Source organism: Bacillus cereus group sp. BceL220 (assembly GCF_051776965.1).
GTDB classification, from domain to species: Bacteria; Bacillota; Bacilli; order Bacillales; family Bacillaceae_G; genus Bacillus_A; species Bacillus_A cereus.
This window is the reverse complement of the sequence record NZ_JBPWBC010000003.1, coordinates 436,287-460,192: the sequence shown is the minus strand read 5'-3', so window position 1 is coordinate 460,192 and position 23,906 is coordinate 436,287. Positions and strand designations below refer to the sequence as shown.

Sequence of the window (23,906 nt, the reverse complement as noted above, 5' to 3'; positions counted from 1 at the left end):
CATTACAAAAATCAAAGTACAAGCAGGAAATATCTTGTACTTTGATTTTTTTAATTTAGTTAGTCTTCGTATCCCACTTAAAGATTTTATTTAAGAATTTATATACATTCTTCGACTCTTTTGTCAAAAGTGGGCCTAAAATGGATAGTATAAGCACGTATAGTGCTGAGAATGGTTTCAGTACTGACATTAAACCACCGGCGATACCGATATTAGCCATAATGATGGAGAACTCTCCTCTTGAAACGATTGTTAATCCGATATTTGTTGATGCTTTATGAGATAATCCAGCTTGTCTTCCTGCGATCATTCCTGCTACAAAGTTACCGATTATCGTAAGAAGGACAGCGCCTAACGTTAACCATATTGCTCCGCCTAATGAGAACGGATCAATACTTAACCCGAAGCTGAAGAAGAAAATAGCTCCGAAAAAGTCTCTAAATGGAACAACAAGATGTTCAATTCGATCACTATGCTCTGTCTCAGAGAAAACTAATCCTAGAAGAAGTGCTCCAATTGCTTCTGCAACGTGAATTGTTTCTGAAAAACCAGCAATGAAGAATAACGAAGCAAATACTACAATAATAAAGATTTCATCTGAGCTAATGTTGAGCAATTTATTTAATAACGGCGTAGCCTTTCTAGCTACTATAAAGAATAGAAGCATATATCCTAAAGCAATTCCAATTGAAGTAAGGGCACCTAAGAAGGAAGCGTGATCTCCAAGTACTAAACCAGAAACAACTGATAGATATACAGCAAGGAATATATCTTCAAACATAATAATTCCTAAAATTAATTCGGTTTCATTATTACCAGTTCTTCTTAAGTCCACTAACACTTTAGCAACGATAGCGCTAGAAGAAATCGTAATAATACCCGCAATAATTAAGATTTCTAGTAATGGGAATCCCATTATAAATCCGTATAACAAACCAAGTGAAAAGTTAATTAAAATATAAATCGTTCCACCAATCGCAATAGAGCGTCCAGATTTAATTAGTTTTTTCATTGAAAATTCTAATCCTAGATAGAATAGAAGGAATAGAACCCCAATTCGTCCAAGGAAGGAAATTACACTTGCACTTTCAATAAATTTGAGATCGATAACACCTATTGTCGGTGCATGCGGTCCTACTAACATTCCAAGAACGATTAGAAAAGGAATTACTGAGAATTTAAATTTTCCAGCAATTACTGCTGCAATTGCCACTAAAACTAAAGCTGTACCAACTTCAAAAATTAACGTATCCATCTAATCAGTCCCCCCTATTTGAAAGTAATTCATTAATGATTTTTTTAATTTCTTCTCTCTCACCTGAAACTACAAGCATATCTCCTTCTTCAATTACTGTTTCTGGTCCTGGATTAAATAGCTTCTTCATGTTCTTCTTCATAACTGCGATTATCGTTACGCTATATGTTTTTCTTATTTCAAGATCGCCAATTGTTTTTCCGATTGCTGGAGCTGTATTCTCCACTTTGAACCACTCAATCGCTAAACCTTCAAAAACCATCTCAACATTTTCTAACGCCCTAGGCTTATATACCATTCCACCTAATATTGCCGCGATTTGTCTTGCCTCTGAGTCACGTAGTGAAATACTTGAGATGCTTTCTTCATGGTCTGAATCAAAATGATACATTTCTCTACGACCATCATCATGAATGACAATTACCATCTTTTCATTACCTTTTGTAACGATTTGAAACTTATAACCAATACCCGGAAGTTCACTTTCTCTAATATTCATTTTTAGCTCCTCCATAACTTATTTATTTTAATTTTCTGTTTTTCTGTCTTTTATTCATCCAATCAGCTTTAGAAATTCTAACCACTCAGGATATTTGTGATTTGGAAATCTTTTATTGTAATAATAAGTGGACCCTAAAAAGATACTTAAAGATGTAATGATAAAAAATATATTACTTCTCATTTTCAAACTCTCAAGGCTTACTTTCCATAAAGAATCTTCTTTCAAATTATCCCCACCTTCTCACTTTAAATTTAGTTTTTTAAAATGTAAATAATTCTAAAAATATTACGATGTAACATAATCATAACACAAAAATGATTTAAGTAACATAATTTTTTAGAAAAATTGATTCTCGTATATTTTTTGCATATAATTTTCTTATTACGAAAAAAAGGAAGTGTATTATATGGTTGATATCTTTAGCAGATTCCTTGAGGTAACGAATAATATTTTATGGTCATATATTCTTATTGCAATGCTAATCGGCTTCGGTCTTTACTTCTCTTTTAAATTAAAATTTGTCCAAATTACTCATTTCAGTGAGATGGTCAGCTTAATTAGTAAAGGGTTTAATCGAAAAGAAAAAAAGAAAGATAGCATCTCCCCATTCCAAGCATTTTGCTTAAGTGCAGCAGCACGTATCGGTATTGGGAACTTAGCTGGCGTAGCATTAGCAATTTCAATGGGTGGACCTGGCGCAATATTTTGGATGTGGTTTATCGCGATTATCGGAGCAGCTACTAGTTTCGTAGAATGTACACTTGCGCAAATTTATAAAGTAAAAGATGGAAGTAGGTTCCGTGGTGGACCAGCATATTACATGGAAAAAGGGTTAAACAAACGCTGGATGGGCGTCTGGTTTTCACTTCTTATTACAGTTGCGTACGGATTAATTTTCAATTCAGTTCAAGCGAATACAGTAACAATAGCGTTTGAAAATGCTTTTGGACTAGAGCGAACGATCGTAGGAGCTCTATTAGCCTTATTAGTTGCAGTTATTATTTTTGGTGGTATTAAGAGCATTTCACGTATTACAGAAATGATTGTTCCGCCAATGGCAATCGTTTATATCGGCGTGGCTATTTTTGTCGTTATTAACAACTTCAGTATGTTACCAAGCATTTTCATGGAAATCTTTAACGGTGCATTCGGTTTAGACCAAGCCATCGCTGGTGGTATTGGAGCAGCAATCAAGTTCGGTATTCAGCGCGGTTTATTCGCTACAGAAGCAGGAATGGGTAGTTCTCCTAATGCAGCCGCAACATCTGATGTATCTCACCCTGTAAAACAAGGGCTTGTTCAAGCATTAGGCGTTTTCGTAGATACATTCTTAGTATGTACATCAACAGCATTTATCGTATTATGTTCTGGACTTTACAAAGGATCAAATTTAGAAGGCATCGAATTAACACAAAACGCATTAAGTTCACAAATTGGACCGTGGGCAAGCACTTTCTTAGCGATTATTATTTTCCTATTCGCTTTCAGTTCACTTCTAGGAAACTACTATTATGGTGAAACAAATATCGCATTCATTAAAGAAAGCAAAACATGGTTAATGATTTATCGTGTTGCAGTTGTCGGAATGGTATTCTTCGGATCAATCGCTGCTCTTAAAACAGTTTGGAGTTTAGCTGATTTATTCATGGGACTAATGGTATTCACAAACTTAATTGCCATCTCATTCCTTAGCAAATTTGCTTACGCTGCATTAGTAGACTATTTGAAGCAAAAGAAACAAGGCAAAGATCCTGTCTTCGTTGCAAACTCTATCCCTGGCTTAAAGAATACAGAGTGCTGGGATGGACAGGATGTAGAAGAAAAACAAAAGGCTGTTTAACAAATAAAAGCGGAGGTGACTTGCTCAGAACAGGAGGGCATTGGAGCTCCTGACGAAGAGGCGTTCTTTGCCTCACAGGAAGGCGCGAAATGACCGACTGGTCTAGTCACCGGAGCTGGATATCACTAAAAGCACAAGCGGCTCGTTTAGAACAAGAGCCATATCTCAAACAAAGGCCCTATTACTTCATCGTAATAGGGCCTTTTATTTACAACAGTTCATAATTTGTTCAAATTAATTCCAGCAAAAGGGTTGATTTATAGAGATTACTAGATTATAATAATTATAAATTAGTAATTGATATCACATAACAACTCAAAAGGAGATTGATCATAATGAACAAACAAGTAATCGAAGTATTAAACAAACAAGTAGCAGACTGGAGCGTTTTATTCACAAAACTTCACAACTTCCATTGGTACGTAAAAGGACCTCAATTCTTCACATTACACGAGAAATTCGAAGAACTTTACACAGAATCAGCTACTCACATCGACGAAATTGCAGAACGTATTTTAGCAATTGGTGGTAAACCAGTAGCAACAATGAAAGAATACCTAGAAATATCTTCTATTCAAGAAGCAGCTTACGGAGAAACTGCAGAAGGGATGGTCGAAGCAATCATGAAAGACTACCAAATGATGCTAGTCGAACTGAAAAAAGGCATGGAAATTGCTCAAGACTCTGACGATGAAATGACATCTGACCTACTACTAGGCATCTACACAGAACTAGAAAAACACGCTTGGATGCTACGTGCGTTCTTGAATCAATAATACTTAAAAGCGGAAGCGGCTCGTTTAGAGTCGCTTTTTTATGTAATGGTCGCACTTAACGGTACACGAAATTATATCAACGATTTTTCAAATATATCGATCATAACTCGCAATATATCAACGATTTTTTCATTATATCGATCATTACCCGCAATATATCAACGATTTGACAAAGGATATCAATTTGCCGACAAATCACGACAATATCAGCGCCCCTCTCCCCCTACTTTTATCAATATATTACAATCTCATCTATGTTAAAATATAGGAAACACCCTTTAGCTTTTCCAAATTCATCATTTACTACTTAAATGACGGGAGTGGTTCAGTTGAAAGACTACTTAATTAGAGCATTTTTTGCGTTAATAACAGTTGGGATTCTCTTACTTATAGCTAATATTTTCAATATACGTGTCGAGGTTAAGGACTATGCTTTCCTCGTTGTCGTAGCAATTGGTGGCGGCTGGGGTGGCTGGTACCTGTATAAAAAACAAAATAAAAATAACAATAAAGGCATTCCGAAATAATATGGAATGCCTTTATTCTATATTACATAATTAAACTTAAACCAATAATAAAAGCAGTCCCCAAAAAATATCATAAAAACCCATATTCTATGGTAAATAAAAAGAATTCATTTTGAATATAGAAACAGTCCAAAATCTTGCATAACAGAGGTATAACCCATTTGCCGCAACATTGTGGCTATATTCCCACGGTGATATGCTCCGTGGGTGACGACGTGTAGTATTGTTTCAGAAACCGTCGTATCTAGGTGCCCAGCATATGGATTATCAACCTCAACCACTTTTTCATAATCTTGTTGACTACTTAAAAGTACTTTATATCGTTTAGATAATTCATAAAAACTAGTTTTCATTTCCTCAATATTTTTTGTTTCCAGCTGCTCTTTCAATTGGTCTGTGTGTACCATTGCATCACTCATGCTTTTACCAGAAATAATCTCAAACCAGGCTAAATCTGTGAGGTATATGTGAGACATTACTTTTGCCACCGAAGAAAAACCACTCTTAACTTCCTTATGGAAAATGTCTTGCGGTAGTTCTTTTAAGCGATTTAAAATAACTTCATTTGCCCATAAGTGGTAGTTATACATTTTTAATACAGAACGCCCCATGCTCATCTCTCCTCCAATTTTCATTTTAATGATTAGATTATGATACATAGCTGATTAAAAATTTCCAAAGGATTACATCTATAAAATTTATTCTCATTTCGATTAAAAAAACCTCTACTAACTTCATAAAAACATTCGGTATCTTCCACAATCTGACCCTTTAACGGAACAATTATATGTCACTCAATAATTCCTTACTCACCCTTTATTCAGATGTTCTTTTTTAATTCATCAAAACATCCCTCCATCTACTTCCCCTCTTCAAACGCTTCCACATCTCACTATCAATATATTGAACCAAATTAAAAACACATGCTTTTTTAAAATAAACTTTCATGTGTTTCCAAAGACATCTATAAAAAACAAAGCAATCAAAATGATAAAGGCATTCCAAAGTAATATGGAATGCCTCTTTTATTGCCTTCTGTAATAAATAATGAAATTCAGACCACTAATACAACCAATCGCAATAAACATACAAAACGATTGTGGATCTCCAGCCAAATTATACTCATCAACAATAAAGCCAATCATAAAGAGTGTTATCGCCGAAACACCGATACACAATATCGAAATAAACCAAAGCGAAAATTCATTAATTAGCTCTTTCTTCTGTGTTGAAACGATTAGCATAACAAGAATAGACGCTGCTAAAATACTTTTAAAAACAGGACGTAAATACACAAACTCCTCCATCAATTTCTCCTTTTCCAAAAAACATCATATCTCAACATTAACATATTTAACCAAATTAAAAACACATGCCATCTTAAATTAAAACGACATGTGTTTCCGTATTTGCTATGATAGTTGCTTCCACTTCGTTCCCAAAACAGGACGCTCATAATTTTGGATTGCATGAATTAGTTTATCTGCCGTCTCAGCTGAAACGATCAATTCTTTATTTGATGGATTCATAAATCCTTCTTCTGCTGCACGTTCAACCATTTGCAGAATTGGCCCGTAAAAACATTTTATGTTTAATAAACCAACCGGCTTATTATGTATACCAATTTGTGACCAACATACAACTTCAAATAGTTCTTCAAACGTTCCGTATCCGCCTGGAAGCGCAATAAAAGCATCTGCAAGCTCTGCCATTTTCGCTTTACGTTCATGCATCGTCTCTACTTCAATTAATTCTGTTAATCCTGTATGCACAATTTCTCCTCGGAATAGACCGCGTGGCATAACACCTGTTACACGTCCACCTAAACGAAGAACTTCGTTTGCTACTTCTCCCATTAATCCAACGCATGAACCACCGTATACGAGCTCATACTCGTTCTCAACAAACATTTTACCTAACTGAATTGCCTGCTCTTTGAATTCTGGTCTCTCCCCTAAATTAGAACCTGCAAACACACAAATCTTTCTCATTCCTACACCCCGAAACTATATATTGTTATGATACAATTGACATTGTACAACATATTGAGGAGATGAGGAAGAAATGGATATCGTTGCATTTCAAAGATGGGTTGAGGAATTTTACGAAAAACGAAGCTGGTCACAGTATAATGCCTTTATTCGCTTAAATTTCTTAACCGAGGAAGTTGGGGAAGTTTCACGAGTCGTTCGTGCTATTGAAATCGGCCGCGATCGCCCTGATGAAGATGCGAAAACAGAAGAAGAGCTAAAACAAGAACTAAAAGAAGAACTTGGCGATGTACTATCTAACCTTATTATTCTTTCGCAAAAATATGATTTAGACTTACAAGACATTATGGACGCACACGTCACAAAGCTTTCGAAAAGGTTCGAAGTATCTAAATGAGAATATTATCAATTATGGTATAATATTCTTGTCACAATACTAAGGGGGATTTTATGTTATCAAAAAAATTGCACGACGCATTAAATGAACAAATGAACTTTGAATTTTACTCTGCCCATGCTTATATGGCAATGGCTGCTTACTGTACAGCTGAGAGCTATGATGGATTCGCTAACTTTTTCCTTGTACAAGCTGAAGAAGAACGTTTCCACGCAATGAAGCTTTACAACTATATTAATGACCGCGGAGAGCGCGCTATTATTACTGGATTTGATAATCCGAATAACGAATACGAATCTGTATTAAACGCTTTTGAAGTCGCACTTGAGCACGAGCGTGAAGTAACGAAACGTATTTACAACTTATCTGATATCGCTTGGGATGAGCGTGAACATGCAACAATTACATTCTTAAAATGGTTCGTTGACGAACAAGTTGAAGAAGAAGCTTCATTCGATAGCATCATCCAAAAACTAAAACGTATTACAAGCGATTCAAACGCACTGTTTATGCTAGATGCTGAATTAGAGAAACGTACATTTACGCCTCCAGCTGAGTAATATTTCAATCACCTTAATACATGTATTAAGGTGATTTTTTTGTTTGCTCTCTATCTTAAAATCACCTTAAATTTCCTCATATTTGACATAGTGCCAGATATAAAATGGTATTATTTTCAATATAAAAACGAATATACGAGGAGAGGAAAAATGAATCAACGTGTAGAAGCTGTTGATGCAATTCGTGGTTTCGCTTTGTTTGGCATTTTACTAGTCAATATGACATTAATTCAATTTGGGTTCTTCACCAGTGAAAAACCAACTTATCTATTTGGCGATCTTGATAAAGGTGCTAATTGGTTTATTCAATTTTTCGGCACACATAACTTTATATCCCTATTTTCTTTTCTATTTGGGCTTAGCATTATTTTGTTACAAAAAAGTATTATCGCAAAAGGAAAAAAATTCTTCCCCACATACATAAGACGTATTATCATTCTTTTACTACTCGGCTACATTCATGGCACTTTTGTTTGGGAGGGAGATATTTTATTTGCATACGGAATAATCGGGATTTTTTTAATGATATTCATCAATCGAAAACCGAAAACTTTGCTTATTTGGGCGATTATTCTACTCGCACTTATTACACTTATGTCTTATCAAACTGATCCATCTACAAATATAAATGATTTCGCACCTTATACTGAAAAAGAACATAAAGTCCATCAAACTGGAAGCTATATGGATCACGTCAACTTTAGATTGACTGAAAATCCTTTTGATTACATGGGAATTGACGGTGCATTCGGATTATTTTTCATATCAGTTTTCGCAATAATTTTTATGTCTCCACTGTTCCTACTCGGAATGTATGTAGGGAAAAAAGGCTGGCTATTTGAGGTCAGTAAACATATACCTGCTGTCAAAAAAATATGGTTTGCCACCGGTCTCTTCTCTTTTACAATTAAAATCTTAGCTATGTTCATAAAACACCCGGTTTTAATTATGTTACAAGATGGCCTTACACCAGTAACTATGACCTTCTTTTACGGAAGCACAATCATTTTATTATTCCATTACAAAAAAGCAACCCGTCTACTAACATACATGGCGAACATGGGGAAAATGTCCGTTAGTAATTACTTAGCGCAATCTATTATCGCAACAACCATTTTTTACGCATATGGATTTGGCTTATACGGGAAAATCGGCTATTTCTTCGGTATTCTTTTAACCATCGGAATTTATACGATTCAATTATTCGTTAGCACCTATTGGCTCCAGAAATACCGAATGGGGCTAGTGGAATATGTCTGGAGACTGGGAACTTATTTAGAGAAACCACATTTTAAAAGAGACTTGGATAAAGCAAGTTAAAAAAAAAAGCAATGAGCCTACGCTCATTGCTTTTCTTAATTTATTAAAGCATAACCCCAACGATAATCGCTGATAATATACTTACTAACGTTGCACCGTATACAAGTTTTAAACCGAATGATGATACAACGTTTGCTTGTTTGCCATCGATACTCTTCGTTGCACCTGCGATAATTCCGATAGATGAGAAGTTCGCAAATGATACAAGGAAGATAGATAGAATACCTACTGTACGAGCTGATAAATCGCCCGCTACTTTTCCAAGGTCAAGCATTGCAACGAATTCGTTCGTTACTAATTTTGTTGCCATAATTTGTCCTGCTTGTAACATCTCTGATGTTGGAATACCCATTACGAATGCTAATGGTGAGAAGATATATCCTAAAATGCTTTGGAATGTGATTCCGAAAATTGAATCGAATACACCATTAATTGCTGTAATTAATGCCACGAAACCGATTAACATCGCCGCTACTGTTACAGCGATTGAGAAACCAAGCATAATATATTCGCCTAACATTTCAAAGAATGTTTGTTTCTTGTCTTCTTGTAATTCTAAAATATCGTCTTCTTCTTTTACTTCATATGGATTAATGATATGAACGATAATGAATCCACTGAATAAGTTTAATACAAGTGCTGTTACTACATATTTTGGATCAATCATTTTCATATAAGAACCGACAATTGACATCGATACTGTAGACATTGAAGATGCACAAAGTGTGTATAAACGATTTTTCGGTAATTTGCTTAGTTGATCTTTTACTGTAATGAATACTTCCCCTTGACCAACGATTGCAGCTGCTACCGCATTATATGATTCTAGTTTTCCTAAACCGTTAACTTTACTTAATAGGAAACCGACTGCACGAATGATAATCGGTAAAACTTTAATATGTTGCAGGATCCCGATTAATACTGCTAAGAAAATAATCGGTAATAATACTGTTAAGAAGAATGGTGCTTGTCCATCGTTTGCTAGACCACCAAATACGAAATTAACCCCAGCTTCCGCAAATTTTAAAATAGAACCAAATCCATCTGCGATCCCTTTTACTAATACAAATCCGACCTTTGTATTTAGTAAGAAATACGCAAGTACCAATTGAATGACGAGCATAAGTGCAATTGGTTTATATTTAATCTTCTTACGATCTGAACTGATAAGGAAACCTAGTACAAACACTACAAGTAAACCGACTAGAAACATTACGAACTTCATATGTGAATCCTCCACTTCTCCCACGAGTTATTGGTCGTATAACGTATAACGAATGACGTCTGACCATTGTTGTTAAAAAAATTTAAAACCCCTAAAACTATTCAACTGTCATCTAAAATCAGTAAGCGTTTACATAAATTGCAATTTATAAAAGGTAGCTTCTTCTCTCCTACCATACTTGAAAGCCTGAAATTGATACCACCTACAAATCAAATTGTAAGCGTTATCTAGGTGAAATGCAATATAAATTTTAAAAGATTTTTATATGTTAATATATTCCTAATTAATTGGTTTTTTCATGCAAATTTACCATAAAAAAAATAGCCCTAGCTATGAGCTAGAGCCATCCTTTTTTTATAACATAACACCAACGATAATCGCTGATAGAATACTTACTAACGTCGCACCGTACACAAGGCGTAAACCGAATGATGATACAACATTTGATTGATTTTCATCGATACCTTTCGTTGCACCTGCGATAATTCCGATAGATGAGAAGTTCGCAAATGATACAAGGAATACAGAAAGAATACCAACCGTACGAGCCGATAAATCACCAGCTACTTTTCCAAGGTCAAGCATCGCAACAAACTCGTTTGATACTAATTTTGTTGCCATAATTTGTCCCGCTGTTACCATTTCTGCTTGCGGGATGCCCATTACGAATGCTAATGGTGAGAAAATATATCCTAAAATAGCTTGGAATGTAATACCGAACATTGTATCAAACAAGCTATTGATTGCTGTAATTAATGCTACGAAACCGAGTAACATAGCTGCTACTGTAATCGCAATCGTGAAACCAAGCATAATGTACTCGCTCAGCATTTCAAAGAATGATTGTTTTTTCTTATTTTCTAATTTCAGTGTATCTTCTTCTTCTGTAATATCGTACGGGTTAATAATATGAATGATAATGAAACCACTAAATAAATTTAATACAAGTGCTGTTACTACATATTTCGGTTCGATCATTTTCATATAAGAACCAACGATTGACATCGACACTGTCGACATAGAAGATGCACATAATGTATATAAACGATGTTTTGGGATTTTACTTAATTGATCTTTTACTGTAATAAATACTTCTGCTTGTCCAACAATGGCAGCTGCTACTGCGTTATATGATTCTAGTTTTCCTAGACCATTCACTTTACTTAACAACGTACCAATAGCACGAATAAATATCGGTAAAATTTTAAAGTGTTGCAGAATTCCGATTAAAACCGCAAAGAATACGATTGGTAATAACGCTGTTAAGAAGAATGAAACCTCTCCTTTATTAACAAGACCACCAAATACGAAAACGATTCCAGCTTCCGCATATCCAAGAAGTGCGCCAAATCCATCTGAAATTCCTTTTACTAAAATATAACCAACTTGCGTATTTAATAAGAAATAAGATAATGCTAGCTGAATAATAAGCATAATTGCGATTGGTTTATACTTAATCTTCTTTCGATCGGCACTTATAAGAAAACCGAGTACAAATACAACGAGTAATCCTACAAGGAACATAACAAACTTCATTAATAAAATCCTCCATTTAACTCTTCATTAACGTTGAACGTCTGACCATTCAAAACAAGAAATAATCCGAACTTTCCATTTCTCCTCCAAAATCTTCAATCGGATAGGAAAGATCATAAAACCTCTTATTTCAAAGGCATTTTCCATTCTAACATAAATCACAACTCATATCCGCACTTTTCTTAAAAAAATACATTTTATTATGAAACATTCATGAATGTTCGTCTTTTTCATTATAAAGCGAAACTTTAATGATCAGGAGTTTCACTTCACACAAATAGCTGAACCAACAAAAAATGAGCATCAAGTTTCACTTGATGCTCACCTCATTATACTGCTTTTTCTTTATCAGCTACCGCTGGCTTATCCCAACACTCTGTATTGTTCAAACCTGGAATAGACTCCGCATAAAAGACTGGATCTTTCCCTTGTTTCTTTTGCTTAATATAATCTGATAACGCTGCGAAAGCGTACTTAGAAAGGAATACAATTGCTACTAAGTTAATAACAGCCATAATTCCCATAAATAAATCTGCTAAATCCCAAACGATTTGAATTGTCGCTACAGATCCTAGCATAACCATACCAAGTACAGCAATGCGGTATGCATTTAATAGCACTTTACTTCCATTTAAGAATTCAATATTTGTTTCACCATAGTAGTAGTTACCTACTAATGAACTGAATGCAAACAAGAAGATTGCAACTGCTACAAATATAGAAGCCCATGGACCGATATGTTGACTTAACGCCTGCTGCGTTAATTGAATTCCATTTAAATCAGCTGCATTATGCACGTCTGATAAAAGAATGATAAATGCTGTACAACTACAAATTAATAATGTATCTGTAAATACCCCTAAAGTTTGAATGAAACCTTGTTTAACTGGGTGCGTTACGTTTGCAGTCGCTGCTGCGTTTGGCGCACTACCCATACCTGCTTCATTTGAGAATAATCCACGTTTTACCCCTAATAAAATCGCAGCTCCTAATCCTCCGCCTACTACTTCTTTAATTCCGAAAGCATGTAAGAAAATTTCTTTAAATACATATGGAATTGCCGTAATGTTTGTTACAACAACGAATAATGCTACTGCTACATAAATAATTGCCATTACTGGAACAATCATTTCAACCGCGCGAGCAATTCGTTTTACTCCGCCGAAAATAATAACTGCAAGTAAACCAGCCATAACAAGACCTACTAATCTGCTATCTGTTTTAAATGCACCATCAAAGGCAGCTGCTACAGTATTAGACTGTACAGCGTTAAAAATCAATCCGAAACTTACTGTTATTAGAACAGAGAACACAACACCTAACCAGCGTTTCTTTAAACCCTTTTCCATATAATACGCTGGGCCCCCACGGAATGCATTCCCATCTTTTACTTTATAAATTTGCGCTAATGTGCTCTCTACAAATGCAGAAGCACCCCCAATTACCGCAATTAACCACATCCAAAATACTGCTCCTGGACCACCTGCTGAGATCGCAATAGCTACACCTGCTAAGTTACCAGTACCTACACGAGAAGCTGTACTCATACAAAACGCTTGGAATGATGATACGCCGCTCTTCTCTTTTTGCGCTTTTCTCGTTTTCGAGCTTGCTCCATCCCCAAGCAAACGAATCATTTCACCGAAGTAACGAACTTGGACAAATTTCACACGAAATGAAAAATAGAGCCCTAACCCAATTAACATCGCAATAATGACATATGACCAAAGGATATTATTTACATCCCCAATTACCCTAGCTAAAAAATCCATATTTGTATTGCCCCCTCTTCCTAACAATAAGAAAATTATATTCTAAAAACTTTAAGTAATCAAGAACTTTATGTAAGGTTTTATGACATTAGTATGTTAACTATCTTAACATACGTGTTTTTTTTCATAAAAATATAGCTATTACATGCATTTATCCAATACTCAATCACTTATCCTCTTCAACCAGTCATACTTTTAAAACAGCACGTTCCCCAAAAATAACGAGAGGAACAAATAAAAAAAGTTATATTAATAACTACCTCTCACCCTTTTCATCATTTACTACAACAAAAAAGGCGAGCATCGAATTCACCTCGATGCTCGCCTTTTCATTTACACTGCTTTTTCTTTATCTGTTACCGCTGACTTATCCCAACACTCTGTATTCGTTAAACCAGGAATAGAATCTGCACTGAAGACTGGATCTTTCCCTTGTTTCTTTTGCCTTACATAGTCTGCTAATGCTGCATACGCAAATCGGCCAAGAAGTGTAATCGCAATTAAGTTCGTGATTACCATTAGACCCATAAATAAGTCTGCCATATTCCACACAACTTGAAGCGTCGCAACAGAACCGAATAATACCATTCCAACTACCGCAATACGGTAAATTGTTAACCACGTTTTGCTTTGCTTAATGAATTCAATATTTGTTTCACCATAATAGTAGTTTCCTAGAAGTGAACTAAATGCAAATAAGAAAATAATAATCGCTAAGAAACTGCTCGCCCATGGGCCAATTTGTGAACTTAATGCATTTTGTGTTAATTCAATACCTTCTAAATTCGTTGCTTTATACGCACCAGAACATAGTACGATAAATGCTGTTGATGTACACACTAAGAATGTATCTACTAATACTCCAATCGTTTGAATAAAACCTTGTTTTGCTGGATGCGTTACATCAGCTGTTGCTGCCGCGTTCGGCGCACTACCCATACCTGCTTCGTTCGCAAATAATCCGCGCTGGATACCATATTTCATCGCAGCACCGATACCACCACCTACAGCTGAATCTAAACCGAATGCACCTTTAAAGATTTCCGTAAACACATCTGGTATTAAATAGAAGTTTTTAATGACAACAAAAATAGCTACTGCAATATAAATAAGTGCCATTGGCGGAACAATCATTTCCGACATACGTGCAATACTTTTTACACCACCAAAAATAATAACCCCAACTAATGCAGCTAATACAATACCAACAATATAACGCTCTAAGCCAAATGCATTTTCAAACGCTAATGTTACTGTATTTGCTTGTACTGAGTTGAAAATTAAACCGTAACTAATTGTAATCAGAATAGAGAACCAAATCCCCATCCAACGTTTATTTAAACCTTTTTCCATATAATAAGCAGGACCACCACGGAAGCCACTGCCATCTTTTATTTTATAAATTTGCGCAAGCGTACTTTCTACGAAACTTGAAGACGCACCGATAATCGCAATAACCCACATCCAAAATACAGCCCCAGGTCCTCCCATAGAAATAGCTAACGCTACACCAGCTAAGTTCCCGATACCAATACGAGCTGCAGAACTCATACAAAATGCTTGGAACGATGATACGCTGCCCTTTTTACGTGTCTTGCCAGTTAGTCCATCACTCATTAAACGAATCATTTCCCCTAAATGAGTAAGTTGTACGAATTTTAATTTAATAGAAAAATAAAGCCCTAAACCAATTAACATTGCAATAAGAATATATGACCAAAGAATCGTATTCGTTGACGAAACGAATTGTTCCAAAATATTCATACAATTAACCCCTCCTTTTCTCCATAAAACGAATTATATTTAAAAAACATTCAAAAATCAACATTTTTCGACAATTTGCAATTTCCAAATATTAGCCAAGCGCGAAGTAACAATATCTTTATGACTCTCCTCCCTCTAACTGTGCATACTAAAACAAAAAATAAATCTACAAACTACCCCATTGACAAAAACACCAACCTGTAACTATAATGATTACAACAGGTTGTAACAAACTTAATTACAATATATTCATTCACTTTCAGATATACAATTTAACAAAACACTTTGGAGGGATTTATTATGAAAATCGGAATTATCGGAGCAACTGGTAAAGCAGGAAGTCGTATTTTAAAAGAAGCATTAGATCGTGGACATGAAGTAACTGCAATCGTAAGAAACGCTGCAAAAATTACAGAAGAAAACGTAAAAGTTTTAGAAAAAGACGTATTTTCTCTTACATCTAACGACCTACAAGCATTCGACGTAGTTGTAAATGCATTTGGCGCTCCAGCAGGACAAGAACACCTTCACGTAGATGCAGGAAACGTACTAATTGAAGCTATGAAAGGTGCACCTAATACAAAATTACTTGTAGTTGGTGGCGCTGGAAGCTTATTTGTAGACGAAGAGAAAACAACACGTGTATTTGAGACATCAGGTTTCCCAGGCGAATACCTTGCAACAGCTCAAAACCAAGGTAAAAACCTAGAAATCTTACAACAAACAAATGATATCACTTGGACATTCATCAGCCCTTCTGCACTATTCGCATTAGGAAAACGCACTGGTTCTTACAAAGCTGGCAAAGACAATCTCCTTGTTAACTCAAAAGGTGATAGCTACGTAAGTTACGAAGACTTCGCAGTTGCAGCACTTGATGAAATAGAAAACCCAAAACACGTAAATGAACGCTTCACAGTAGTTTCTGAAGCTGAATAATAAAAAAAGCTCGTAAAACATTATGTTTTACGAGCTTTTTCTTATTATTGCACTTGCTCTAATCCATTTTGAGTAATCTTAAAGGATATTTCTTGCCCCTTCATCGCATCCTCTTTTTTAACTAACTCATTCTTTTTGTACCAATTCAAACGACTCGGTTCCGCATGGTATACTTTCAGTACATCTCCATACTCAAATGCCGTTCCATTTACTTGCCCAGCAAAATTCTTTGAAGTCTCTTGTCCTTCTGCCGTTACATGCTTCTTCTCTTTTCCATTTTTATCATAAATCGTAAGTCCTATATACTGTTCATTTACAAAACGATAATGTATTTCATCATCGGTAAATGTCGCATGTAATTTCTTTTCTTCATTATTTAACGTAACGATTGAACGTGTTACATTAGCTACACCTTGATATACTATACTATCTCCATATGTTACTTCTAATGAAACTTCCGTCACTTTCTTATTTCCAAAGCGATCTTTCGTTTCTACTTTTACTTTTTGTTCACCAATTTTTGTTGTATTCGGTTTTTCTACAAAACCAATTACTTCTCCGTCTTTTACTTGAACAAAGTTTTTGGCATCTAATTTATCAGCGTTTGTTCCGATTACTACTTTTTGCGGTACAGTTGTTACTTCTTGCTTAGCTTCCATTCTTTCAAAGCCGTTTTCAGTAATTTTGAAGACTAGTTCCTTTATCTCTTTATTCTTTCCTTCTCCCGCATATACATCTTTTTTGTACCAGTGTAAGCGTGAAGATTCAGCATGATACACTTTCACCACATCTCCATATTCAAACGCTAGTCCGTTTATTTCCTTAGCAAAAGCTTCTGTACTCTCCAGCCCTTTTACCTCTATATTTTTCTTCTCTTTTCCCTCTCTGTTGTACAGAGTGAATGCAAAATACTTCTCATCTCCAAAATAATCATGAATCAAATTACTCGTATCCGTCGCACTCATTTTTTTCGCATCATGATGTAACGTTACAATTGATTTCATATCGTCACCACCATAGCTTAACCCATATACAAGTAAGCTATCTCCATATGTTACTTCCAGGAGAACTTCCGTCACTTGCTTATTTCCAAAGCGATCTTTCGTTTCCACTTTTACTTTTTGTTCACCGATTTTTGTCGTAATTGGTTTTTCTACAAATCCAATTACTTCTCCATCTTTTACTTGAACAAAATCTTTTGCATTTAATTTTTCAACTTCTGTCCCAATTACTACTTTTTGCGGTACTACCGTTACTTCTTGTTGAGCTTCCATTCTCTCGAAACCTTGCTCTGTCACTTTAAAGATCACTTCATGAACACCATACTGTGTATCCACTAGTTCATTCTTTTTATATACTTTAAATCTATCAAACTCTTTTTGATATACTTTTACTATATCTCCATATTCAAACGTCATTTCGTTGAATTGTTCCGCAAATCCTTTTGTATTTTCAGATGCTTTTACTGATAGAGTTTTCTTCTCTTTTCCATCTTTATCGTATACAGTCATCGCCATATACTTCTCATCTGCAAATGAAGTATGCATTGGACCTTCTGAATCTGTTGTACTGAATTTCTTTTCTTCATGATTTAACGTGACAACCGATTTAATATTTGTTCCTCCATAACTTGTACCGAAGAACATAATACTATCACCGTAAATCACTTCTAATGGAACTTCTGTCACCTTTTTATTACCAAAGCGATCTTTCGTTTCCACTTTTACTTTTTGTTCACCGATTTTTGTTGTATTTGGCTTTTCTACAAACCCTACTACTTCTCCGTCTTTCACTTGAACAAAGTTTTTTGCTTCTAATTTTTCAGCGTCTGTTCCAATTACTACTTTTTGCGGTACCAGTGTTACTTCTTGCTGAGCTTCCATTTTCTCAAAGCCTTTTTCTGTAACTTTAAACATCACTTCATGAACACCGTATTCCGTATCCACTAGTTCATTCTTTTTATATACTTTAAATCTATCAAACTCTTTTTGGTATATCTTTACCATATCCCCATATTCAAAGGCCATGCCATTAAATTGTTCTGCGAACCCTTTTGTATTTTCAGATCCTTTTACTGATGCTTCTTTCTTTTCTTTTCCATCTTTATCGTATACAGTCATTCCCATATACTTTTCGTCTTTAAATGACGTATGCGCTGCACCTTCTGCACCCGTTGTACTGAATTTCTTTTCTTCATGATTTAACGTTACAACTGATTTAATATTTGTTCCTCCATAACTTGTACCAAAGAACATAATACTATCTCCGTAAATCACTTCCACCGGAACTTCCGTCACCGTTTTATTTCCAAAGCGATCTTTCGTTTCTACTTTTACTTTTTGTTCACCAATTTTTGTTGTATTTGGCTTTTCTACAAAACCTACTACTTCTCCGTCTTTTATTTCAACAAAGTTTTTCGCATCTAACTTTTCTACATCCGTTCCAACTATTACTTGTTGAGGCTTCACTGTTACTTCTTGCAACATATCCATTCTCTCAAAGCCTTTTTCTGTCACTTTGAAGAATAGTTCTTTTGCCCCTTTTTTCTCACCTTGACCAGTAAGTGTATTATTTTGATACCATTTCAAACGAACCGGTTCTGCGTGGAATACTTTCACTACATCTCCATACTCGAACTGCATACCATTCACTTGCTTCGCAAAGTTCTCTGATGTTTCTTGTCCCTCTGCTGTTACATGTTTCTTCTCTTTTCCTGCTCCATCATATAACGTGATTCCCATGTATAGCTCTTTATTAAAATACTCATGAATTTCGCTATCCATATCAGTTGCATGGAATCTCTTCTCTTCGTGCTTTAAAGTTACGATTGAAGCAATATCATCGCCATATCCTGCATATGCAATACTATCTCCATAAACCACTTCTACTGGCACTTCTGTTACTTGCTTATTTCCAAAACGATCTTTCGTTTCTACTTTTACTTTTTGTTCACCGATTTTTGTTGTATTTGGTTTTTCTACAAATCCGATTACTTCTCCATCTTTTACTTGAACAAAGTCTTTTGCATTTAATTTTTCAGTGTCTATTCCAATTACTACCTTTTGCGGTACTGCTGTTACTTGTTGCTGAGCTTCGACTCTCTCGAAACCTTGCTCCGTTATTTTAAAGTAAAACTTTTGTTCCGCTTTCCCTTTCCCCTTGCCTACAAATTCGTTATTTTGATACCAGTTTAATCGATCTGATTCCGCATGATATACTTCGACAACATCACCATATGCGAAATCTAAGCCATTTAATTGATTTGCAAAGTTTTTCGAACTCTCTTGCCCTTCTACTGAAATGCTTTTCTTTACATTTCCACTTCGATCATATATCGTTATTCCCATATATTTTTCGTTTTCAAAACGATAATGAACTTTAGAGTCCGTAAATGTTGCCTGTAGCTTTTTCGTATTATAATTAGCCGTTACGATAGAACGTATCTTATTCCCATCACCTTGGAAGACTATACCATTTTCATAACCGACATTCACCACAACAGGAATTAAATTCTTATTACCTTTTTCATCTATAATTTCTACTTTTACAGTTTTTTCTCCAACTTCAGGCTTATCTTGCATAATCACACCTGTTGTCTTTACACCTTCTCCTAAATTCTGTACAAGTTCCTTTGCTTTTTCCTCATCATATGTAGTACCGATTACCACATTTTGTATTTTTTCATTATTTGGCTCGCCATATGGAACTTCATATAACTCAGTTTGTTTTTCACGAATTGGATTGCTATCTGTAGATAACCATATTTCTTTTTCTAATTTTGGTAAATTTAATTTTTCAATCTTTTCTCTTGTAGCATCATTTGCAATTAATCCCCATTTATCAAAGAAAGGAATTAAATTTTGTCCTGCCACTTTTGACGTCATATAAATAAACATCTGCTTTTTCTCTTCATCAGATTTAGGCAGTTCTGTATCATGTAACAAACGATACATTTGATGTAAATTTGGATAGAATTGATCCCCATAGGCTAAATGCAACTGCCAAAACATAACTAATTTCTCAAATTCATTCATCTTTTCTTGTGCATCCGGTTTACCTAAATAAGCAAATGCAGCTTCATAGCGCCCCTCTTGCTCTAACCTTGTTTTATGCCCGAATGTAGTTTGAACTGCCAAAGAATAAATATTAACGGTTACTTCTCCAAGTCCATCCCATAACCAAGTGTCTTGTTGATGTTGATGTCCAACTTCATGCCAAGGCCCCCATCCATCATTGGTTAACTCTTCTAGATTTAGTACTGACTCTAAATTGCCTTTACTATAAGCTGTTCGATAATAAGTCGCATACATATAATCGTCTGTATACCAGTCTTCAACAAAATGAATGGAATGTTTACCTTGATTCGCAACACCCGCACCATCTTTTGATAAACCTGATATCTTATGTTCTATATTAATTATTTCATCGTGCTTCTTTAATAGCGCAGCTGGATCTTCTTGCTTCAAATGTTCCGCCACAGTTTCAGGATGCATAGTTAATAAACTATTTTCTCCCTTCATTTCTATTGCATATGGATCAGGGTTTTCTGCCAACATACGCTTCCAATCTTTTGTCGTATGCTTTCCTAAAATAAATAAAGGGTTTGGTGTACCACCTTTTTTCACTTTAGCGACTACTTCTGCTGTGTTGTGATAATTGTAAAAGTATAATAGTCCCCCATTTGAAGAAGAAATTTTATTCTCACCAGGATTTAAATTGAATTGTTTAGGTTCTTCTTTTTCATAAGAATATGTACCAATATAAGCTTTAATCTGTTGAGTCCCTTCTACTTGAATAACTACTTCTTCACCTGGCTTTACATAAATGCCCGTTGGCTCATAAGGAGAAAAACTCATTCGACGCTGATGCAACTCACGCATCCCTTCTACATCACCTTTTGGCAGTAATTGATACACTCGCTCTTCTTGCTGTTTCTCTTTATCTTCAATCGTCATCTCTGCATACACCTTAGGTAATTCAAGTCCATATGGCGTTAATAACGTAGCTAAACAAACACCAGCTACTAATACCCTACTCGTCTTTTTCTTCGACATAATCTGTGTCCCCTGTTCCTTTATTTAGAGAAACTATCCTATATATCCATTTAATAAGAAATCCTATTATTTTTATAAAAACATTTAATGAATAGACTAACACCTCGCGCACCTGTATCAATTACTACCGCATTCCTCCCTATGTATTCGCTTTCTTACATTGTAAAATTTTTATGTAATATGCCCTCCTCACTTCTCTCTATTTGTGATGAGTTCTCTTCGTACATAAAAAGAGAATAGTAAAAGATACACTTTAGTATTGTCATCTATACATCTAAAAGTAAAAATAGTAATAGAATCTTACATTTTCTTCATATATGACCATCTATAGGTAGTTTTTCCAACTGAATTGTACACGCTTTACACTTTGTTTGATAGCCTCTCCAATTAGAATAATGTTACAATTTTGTGAATAAAATCCGTTAATTGTAACGTTTAGATTTTGTTATATTTTATTATTTTAAAATACTTTTTAAAACGTTGAAATAGTGTTTCACTTGATTAATTATTATCTTGGTATATCTTTAAAGAATCCATAATGAAAAAGCATTGGCACACGCCAATGCTTTTTCATTATCTTTTTTGATTCGGTTTATGTGGCTCATTTGGAGTATACGGTTTATTTGGCGTCTGTGGCCCTTCTGGTTTCTTCCAACTTACCGCTAACTCTGGACTTGTTTTTTCTTCACTACGCTCAAGTAATACTACTGCATTTTGAATAGTCGGTGTACCTTTATGCGCAATTCCTTGTAGTTTCGTTAAATTTCCTGATACTTTAAAGCTAAATCCACCAGCTGGCGTTTGTTTCGGAATTAAAATGCGGAACTTCTCTCCTACATTAAATTCTGTTTTTGTTTCGCCTTTTTCATTTGCAAATTTCACGCCCGCTGGTGCACCTGTTGCTTGCACTTTATACGTTCCGCTTTTTGCATTTGTTTCTACCGTATATAAACCTGTTTCAAAGAAATCATTTTTTAATACTGCTTCTTGTTCTTCTGTAGGAGTTACACTCATCGTAATTTCTTGTAGCTCTTCGCTAGCGTTTGCTTTTGCAACGATATCTTTTGTTACTTTCTCTACATTTTTATTTCGGAAATCTAAATCATTAACATCAATTTGTTTTAACGCATTCCATACTGCAAGCTGCGTTGCATAATGCGCCTCTCTCCAATCAGATACTCCTAATTCTTGTGGGCTCTTTTGTGGATATCCATTCAACAGTACACGGTACACATTAATATCCACTTTACCCATTTCTGGTAAATCTTGACCACTCGGAGATTTTAAATCTACATTTAAGCAAAATGCAATTTTTCCATCTGCCGTTTTAATAAGTTCTGTTCGAATTGGTTTCTTCTTTGACTTACTATAACTCCAATTCATTTCATACTTTGTATGATCCATAACTTCTGCGAATGCTTTTTGAAGTGGGAATAATACAAATAAGACACTTAAAAACATAGCTAAAAGTTTGAACGATTGCTTTATATTCATGTTTACAGCCCCTTAATAACAAACTTAATACTAAGTAGTATTTAATTAGAAAATATTTTTATGCAAAAAAAAGAGCGCATAAAAGCACTCTTTTTTCTTTCTTACTTTAATCTTAGAAATCGAAGTTATCAGGATCTGGACCAACGCGGTGATTTTGGTTTAACGCATCGATTTTTTCCATGTCTTCTTTTGTTAATTCAAAGTTAAATACATCAGCATTTGCAATAATACGGTGTTCTTTCGTTGATTTTGGAATTGTAATTACTCCGTTTTGAAGATCCCAACGTAAAATAACTTGAGCTGTTGTTTTACCGTGTTTCTCAGCAATCTCTTGTAATGTTTCGTTATCTAATAATTGACCTTGCATTAGTGGTGACCATGCTTCCATTTGAATACCTTGTTCTTTACAGAAAGCTTGTAGTTCTTTTTGTGTTAAACGAGGGTGGTATTCTACTTGGTTAATCATTGGTTTAATTTCTGCATCTTTCATTACATCTTGTAAGTGATGGATTTGGAAGTTACTTACACCAATTGCACGTACGCGCTTTTCTTTATAAAGTGTTTCTAGCGCTCTCCATGTATCTTTATATTTTCCTTCTGAAGGCCAGTGAACAAGATATAAATCTAAATAATCTAGTCCTAATTTTTTTAGACTCTCTTCGTATGCAGCGATTGTTGTTTCATATCCTTGATCTGCGTTCCATACTTTTGAAGTGATGAATAATTCTTCTCTTGAAATACCAGTCGCTTCAATACCTGCACGGATTCCTTCACCTACAGCTTTTTCATTTCCGTAAATTGCAGCTGTATCGATGCTACGGTATCCTGCTTTAATCGCTGATTTTACAGCTTCTACAAGTTCTGGTCCTTCTTCTACTTTAAATACACCTAAACCGAACCAAGGCATTTCTACACCATTATTTAATACTGTTTTACTTTGTAAGTTTTTCATTT

19 protein-coding genes are annotated in these 23,906 nt (G+C 35.1%); 7 read left to right on the top strand and 12 right to left on the bottom strand.

All coding sequences use genetic code 11. From position 1 onward, the window contains the following. Positions 1-55: 55 nt before the first annotated feature. Together ACS2FK_RS11305 and ACS2FK_RS11300 are read right to left on the bottom strand one after the other, a co-directional pair. A complete protein-coding gene (locus tag ACS2FK_RS11305) occupies positions 56-1,255 on the bottom strand; it encodes a cation:proton antiporter (RefSeq protein WP_000380223.1) in 1,200 nt (399 codons plus the stop codon). 4 nt (positions 1,256-1,259) lie between these two features. Then, positions 1,260-1,754 (bottom strand): cation:proton antiporter regulatory subunit, encoded by a 495-nt coding sequence (locus tag ACS2FK_RS11300; protein ID WP_001026075.1) that lies wholly within the window; start codon positions 1,752-1,754, stop codon positions 1,260-1,262. A gap of 409 nt (positions 1,755-2,163) precedes the next feature. Between ACS2FK_RS11300 and ACS2FK_RS11295 the strand changes: the two genes are divergently transcribed. The 3 genes from ACS2FK_RS11295 (at position 2,164) to ACS2FK_RS11285 (ending at position 4,900) form a co-directional block, all read left to right on the top strand. Further along, complete coding sequence (locus tag ACS2FK_RS11295) at positions 2,164-3,597, top strand: alanine/glycine:cation symporter family protein (RefSeq protein ID WP_000227591.1); 1,434 nt, start codon at positions 2,164-2,166, stop codon at positions 3,595-3,597. A 335-nt stretch (positions 3,598-3,932) separates the two neighbouring features. Then, complete coding sequence (locus ACS2FK_RS11290; protein ID WP_001041891.1) at positions 3,933-4,373, top strand: Dps family protein; 441 nt, start codon at positions 3,933-3,935, stop codon at positions 4,371-4,373. Positions 4,374-4,702: 329 nt separating this feature from the next. Continuing rightward, on the top strand, positions 4,703-4,900 hold the full coding sequence (locus ACS2FK_RS11285; protein ID WP_000656311.1) for a hypothetical protein: 198 nt from the start codon (positions 4,703-4,705) through the stop codon (positions 4,898-4,900). A 107-nt stretch (positions 4,901-5,007) separates the two neighbouring features. On the opposite strand, the gene ACS2FK_RS11280 is transcribed toward ACS2FK_RS11285, so the two are convergent. The 3 genes from ACS2FK_RS11280 to ACS2FK_RS11270 all read right to left on the bottom strand — a co-directional run bounded on the left by ACS2FK_RS11280 (position 5,008) and on the right by ACS2FK_RS11270 (position 6,876). Further along, positions 5,008-5,511 carry a DinB family protein gene (locus tag ACS2FK_RS11280; RefSeq protein ID WP_000533785.1) on the bottom strand — a complete coding sequence of 168 codons (504 nt, stop codon included), beginning with the start codon at positions 5,509-5,511 and terminating at the stop codon, positions 5,008-5,010. A 414-nt stretch (positions 5,512-5,925) separates the two neighbouring features. Next, positions 5,926-6,207 (bottom strand): hypothetical protein, encoded by a 282-nt coding sequence (locus ACS2FK_RS11275; RefSeq protein WP_000390916.1) that lies wholly within the window; start codon positions 6,205-6,207, stop codon positions 5,926-5,928. A 105-nt stretch (positions 6,208-6,312) separates the two neighbouring features. Next, complete coding sequence (locus tag ACS2FK_RS11270) at positions 6,313-6,876, bottom strand: TIGR00730 family Rossman fold protein (protein ID WP_176328707.1); 564 nt, start codon at positions 6,874-6,876, stop codon at positions 6,313-6,315. A gap of 88 nt (positions 6,877-6,964) precedes the next feature. Here ACS2FK_RS11270 and ACS2FK_RS11265 point away from each other — a divergent pair, with 88 nt between their 5' ends. From ACS2FK_RS11265 to ACS2FK_RS11255, 3 genes are all read left to right on the top strand, one after another. Then, positions 6,965-7,288, top strand: a complete 324-nt coding sequence (locus tag ACS2FK_RS11265; protein ID WP_000355749.1) for a MazG nucleotide pyrophosphohydrolase domain-containing protein — start codon at positions 6,965-6,967, stop codon at positions 7,286-7,288. Between the two features lie 53 nt (positions 7,289-7,341). Beyond that, positions 7,342-7,848, top strand: a complete 507-nt coding sequence (locus tag ACS2FK_RS11260; protein WP_000949403.1) for a ferritin — start codon at positions 7,342-7,344, stop codon at positions 7,846-7,848. Positions 7,849-7,998: 150 nt separating this feature from the next. Beyond that, on the top strand, positions 7,999-9,168 hold the full coding sequence (locus ACS2FK_RS11255) for a DUF418 domain-containing protein (protein ID WP_063548979.1): 1,170 nt from the start codon (positions 7,999-8,001) through the stop codon (positions 9,166-9,168). Positions 9,169-9,211: 43 nt separating this feature from the next. Here the strand turns inward: ACS2FK_RS11255 and ACS2FK_RS11250 are convergent, their stop codons facing one another. The 4 genes from ACS2FK_RS11250 to ACS2FK_RS11235 form a co-directional block, all read right to left on the bottom strand. Continuing rightward, complete coding sequence (locus ACS2FK_RS11250; protein ID WP_053563400.1) at positions 9,212-10,393, bottom strand: NupC/NupG family nucleoside CNT transporter; 1,182 nt, start codon at positions 10,391-10,393, stop codon at positions 9,212-9,214. Positions 10,394-10,747: 354 nt separating this feature from the next. Beyond that, positions 10,748-11,929 carry a NupC/NupG family nucleoside CNT transporter gene (locus tag ACS2FK_RS11245; protein ID WP_000673841.1) on the bottom strand — a complete coding sequence of 394 codons (1,182 nt, stop codon included), beginning with the start codon at positions 11,927-11,929 and terminating at the stop codon, positions 10,748-10,750. 329 nt (positions 11,930-12,258) lie between these two features. Further along, the gene (locus ACS2FK_RS11240) at positions 12,259-13,701 is read right to left on the bottom strand and encodes an alanine/glycine:cation symporter family protein (RefSeq protein ID WP_000346409.1); all 1,443 of its coding nucleotides are present in this window, start codon (positions 13,699-13,701) and stop codon (positions 12,259-12,261) included. Between the two features lie 333 nt (positions 13,702-14,034). Continuing rightward, positions 14,035-15,465 carry an alanine/glycine:cation symporter family protein gene (locus ACS2FK_RS11235; RefSeq protein WP_016079792.1) on the bottom strand — a complete coding sequence of 477 codons (1,431 nt, stop codon included), beginning with the start codon at positions 15,463-15,465 and terminating at the stop codon, positions 14,035-14,037. 300 nt (positions 15,466-15,765) lie between these two features. Here ACS2FK_RS11235 and ACS2FK_RS11230 point away from each other — a divergent pair, with 300 nt between their 5' ends. Further along, positions 15,766-16,404, top strand: coding sequence for an NAD(P)-dependent oxidoreductase (locus ACS2FK_RS11230; RefSeq protein WP_049107568.1), 639 nt, complete (start codon positions 15,766-15,768; stop codon positions 16,402-16,404). Positions 16,405-16,448: 44 nt separating this feature from the next. Here ACS2FK_RS11230 and ACS2FK_RS11225 read toward each other — a convergent pair whose 3' ends face one another. The 3 genes from ACS2FK_RS11225 to ACS2FK_RS11215 all read right to left on the bottom strand — a co-directional run bounded on the left by ACS2FK_RS11225 (position 16,449) and on the right by ACS2FK_RS11215 (position 23,904). Then, complete coding sequence (locus ACS2FK_RS11225; protein ID WP_063548981.1) at positions 16,449-21,458, bottom strand: putative mucin/carbohydrate-binding domain-containing protein; 5,010 nt, start codon at positions 21,456-21,458, stop codon at positions 16,449-16,451. A gap of 573 nt (positions 21,459-22,031) precedes the next feature. Further along, on the bottom strand, positions 22,032-22,952 hold the full coding sequence (locus ACS2FK_RS11220; RefSeq protein WP_001022535.1) for a thioester domain-containing protein: 921 nt from the start codon (positions 22,950-22,952) through the stop codon (positions 22,032-22,034). 112 nt (positions 22,953-23,064) lie between these two features. Then, positions 23,065-23,904: an aldo/keto reductase gene (locus ACS2FK_RS11215; protein WP_000793561.1), complete on the bottom strand. Its 840-nt coding sequence runs from the start codon at positions 23,902-23,904 to the stop codon at positions 23,065-23,067. Positions 23,905-23,906 lie beyond the last annotated feature (2 nt).

Coding starts and splice junctions, on each gene's coding strand:
- ACS2FK_RS11305 (WP_000380223.1), bottom strand. CDS start 1,255: ATGGATACGTTAATTTTTGAAGTTGGTACAGCTTTAGTTTTAGTGGCA.
- ACS2FK_RS11295 (WP_000227591.1), top strand. CDS start 2,164: ATGGTTGATATCTTTAGCAGATTCCTTGAGGTAACGAATAATATTTTA.
- ACS2FK_RS11265 (WP_000355749.1), top strand. CDS start 6,965: ATGGATATCGTTGCATTTCAAAGATGGGTTGAGGAATTTTACGAAAAA.
- ACS2FK_RS11280 (WP_000533785.1), bottom strand. CDS start 5,511: ATGGGGCGTTCTGTATTAAAAATGTATAACTACCACTTATGGGCAAAT.
- ACS2FK_RS11225 (WP_063548981.1), bottom strand. CDS start 21,458: ATGTCGAAGAAAAAGACGAGTAGGGTATTAGTAGCTGGTGTTTGTTTA.
- ACS2FK_RS11220 (WP_001022535.1), bottom strand. CDS start 22,952: ATGAATATAAAGCAATCGTTCAAACTTTTAGCTATGTTTTTAAGTGTC.
- ACS2FK_RS11290 (WP_001041891.1), top strand. CDS start 3,933: ATGAACAAACAAGTAATCGAAGTATTAAACAAACAAGTAGCAGACTGG.
- ACS2FK_RS11240 (WP_000346409.1), bottom strand. CDS start 13,701: ATGGATTTTTTAGCTAGGGTAATTGGGGATGTAAATAATATCCTTTGG.
- ACS2FK_RS11300 (WP_001026075.1), bottom strand. CDS start 1,754: ATGAATATTAGAGAAAGTGAACTTCCGGGTATTGGTTATAAGTTTCAA.
- ACS2FK_RS11235 (WP_016079792.1), bottom strand. CDS start 15,465: ATGAATATTTTGGAACAATTCGTTTCGTCAACGAATACGATTCTTTGG.
- ACS2FK_RS11250 (WP_053563400.1), bottom strand. CDS start 10,393: ATGAAGTTCGTAATGTTTCTAGTCGGTTTACTTGTAGTGTTTGTACTA.
- ACS2FK_RS11215 (WP_000793561.1), bottom strand. CDS start 23,904: ATGAAAAACTTACAAAGTAAAACAGTATTAAATAATGGTGTAGAAATG.
- ACS2FK_RS11260 (WP_000949403.1), top strand. CDS start 7,342: ATGTTATCAAAAAAATTGCACGACGCATTAAATGAACAAATGAACTTT.
- ACS2FK_RS11245 (WP_000673841.1), bottom strand. CDS start 11,929: ATGAAGTTTGTTATGTTCCTTGTAGGATTACTCGTTGTATTTGTACTC.
- ACS2FK_RS11230 (WP_049107568.1), top strand. CDS start 15,766: ATGAAAATCGGAATTATCGGAGCAACTGGTAAAGCAGGAAGTCGTATT.
- ACS2FK_RS11255 (WP_063548979.1), top strand. CDS start 7,999: ATGAATCAACGTGTAGAAGCTGTTGATGCAATTCGTGGTTTCGCTTTG.
- ACS2FK_RS11275 (WP_000390916.1), bottom strand. CDS start 6,207: ATGGAGGAGTTTGTGTATTTACGTCCTGTTTTTAAAAGTATTTTAGCA.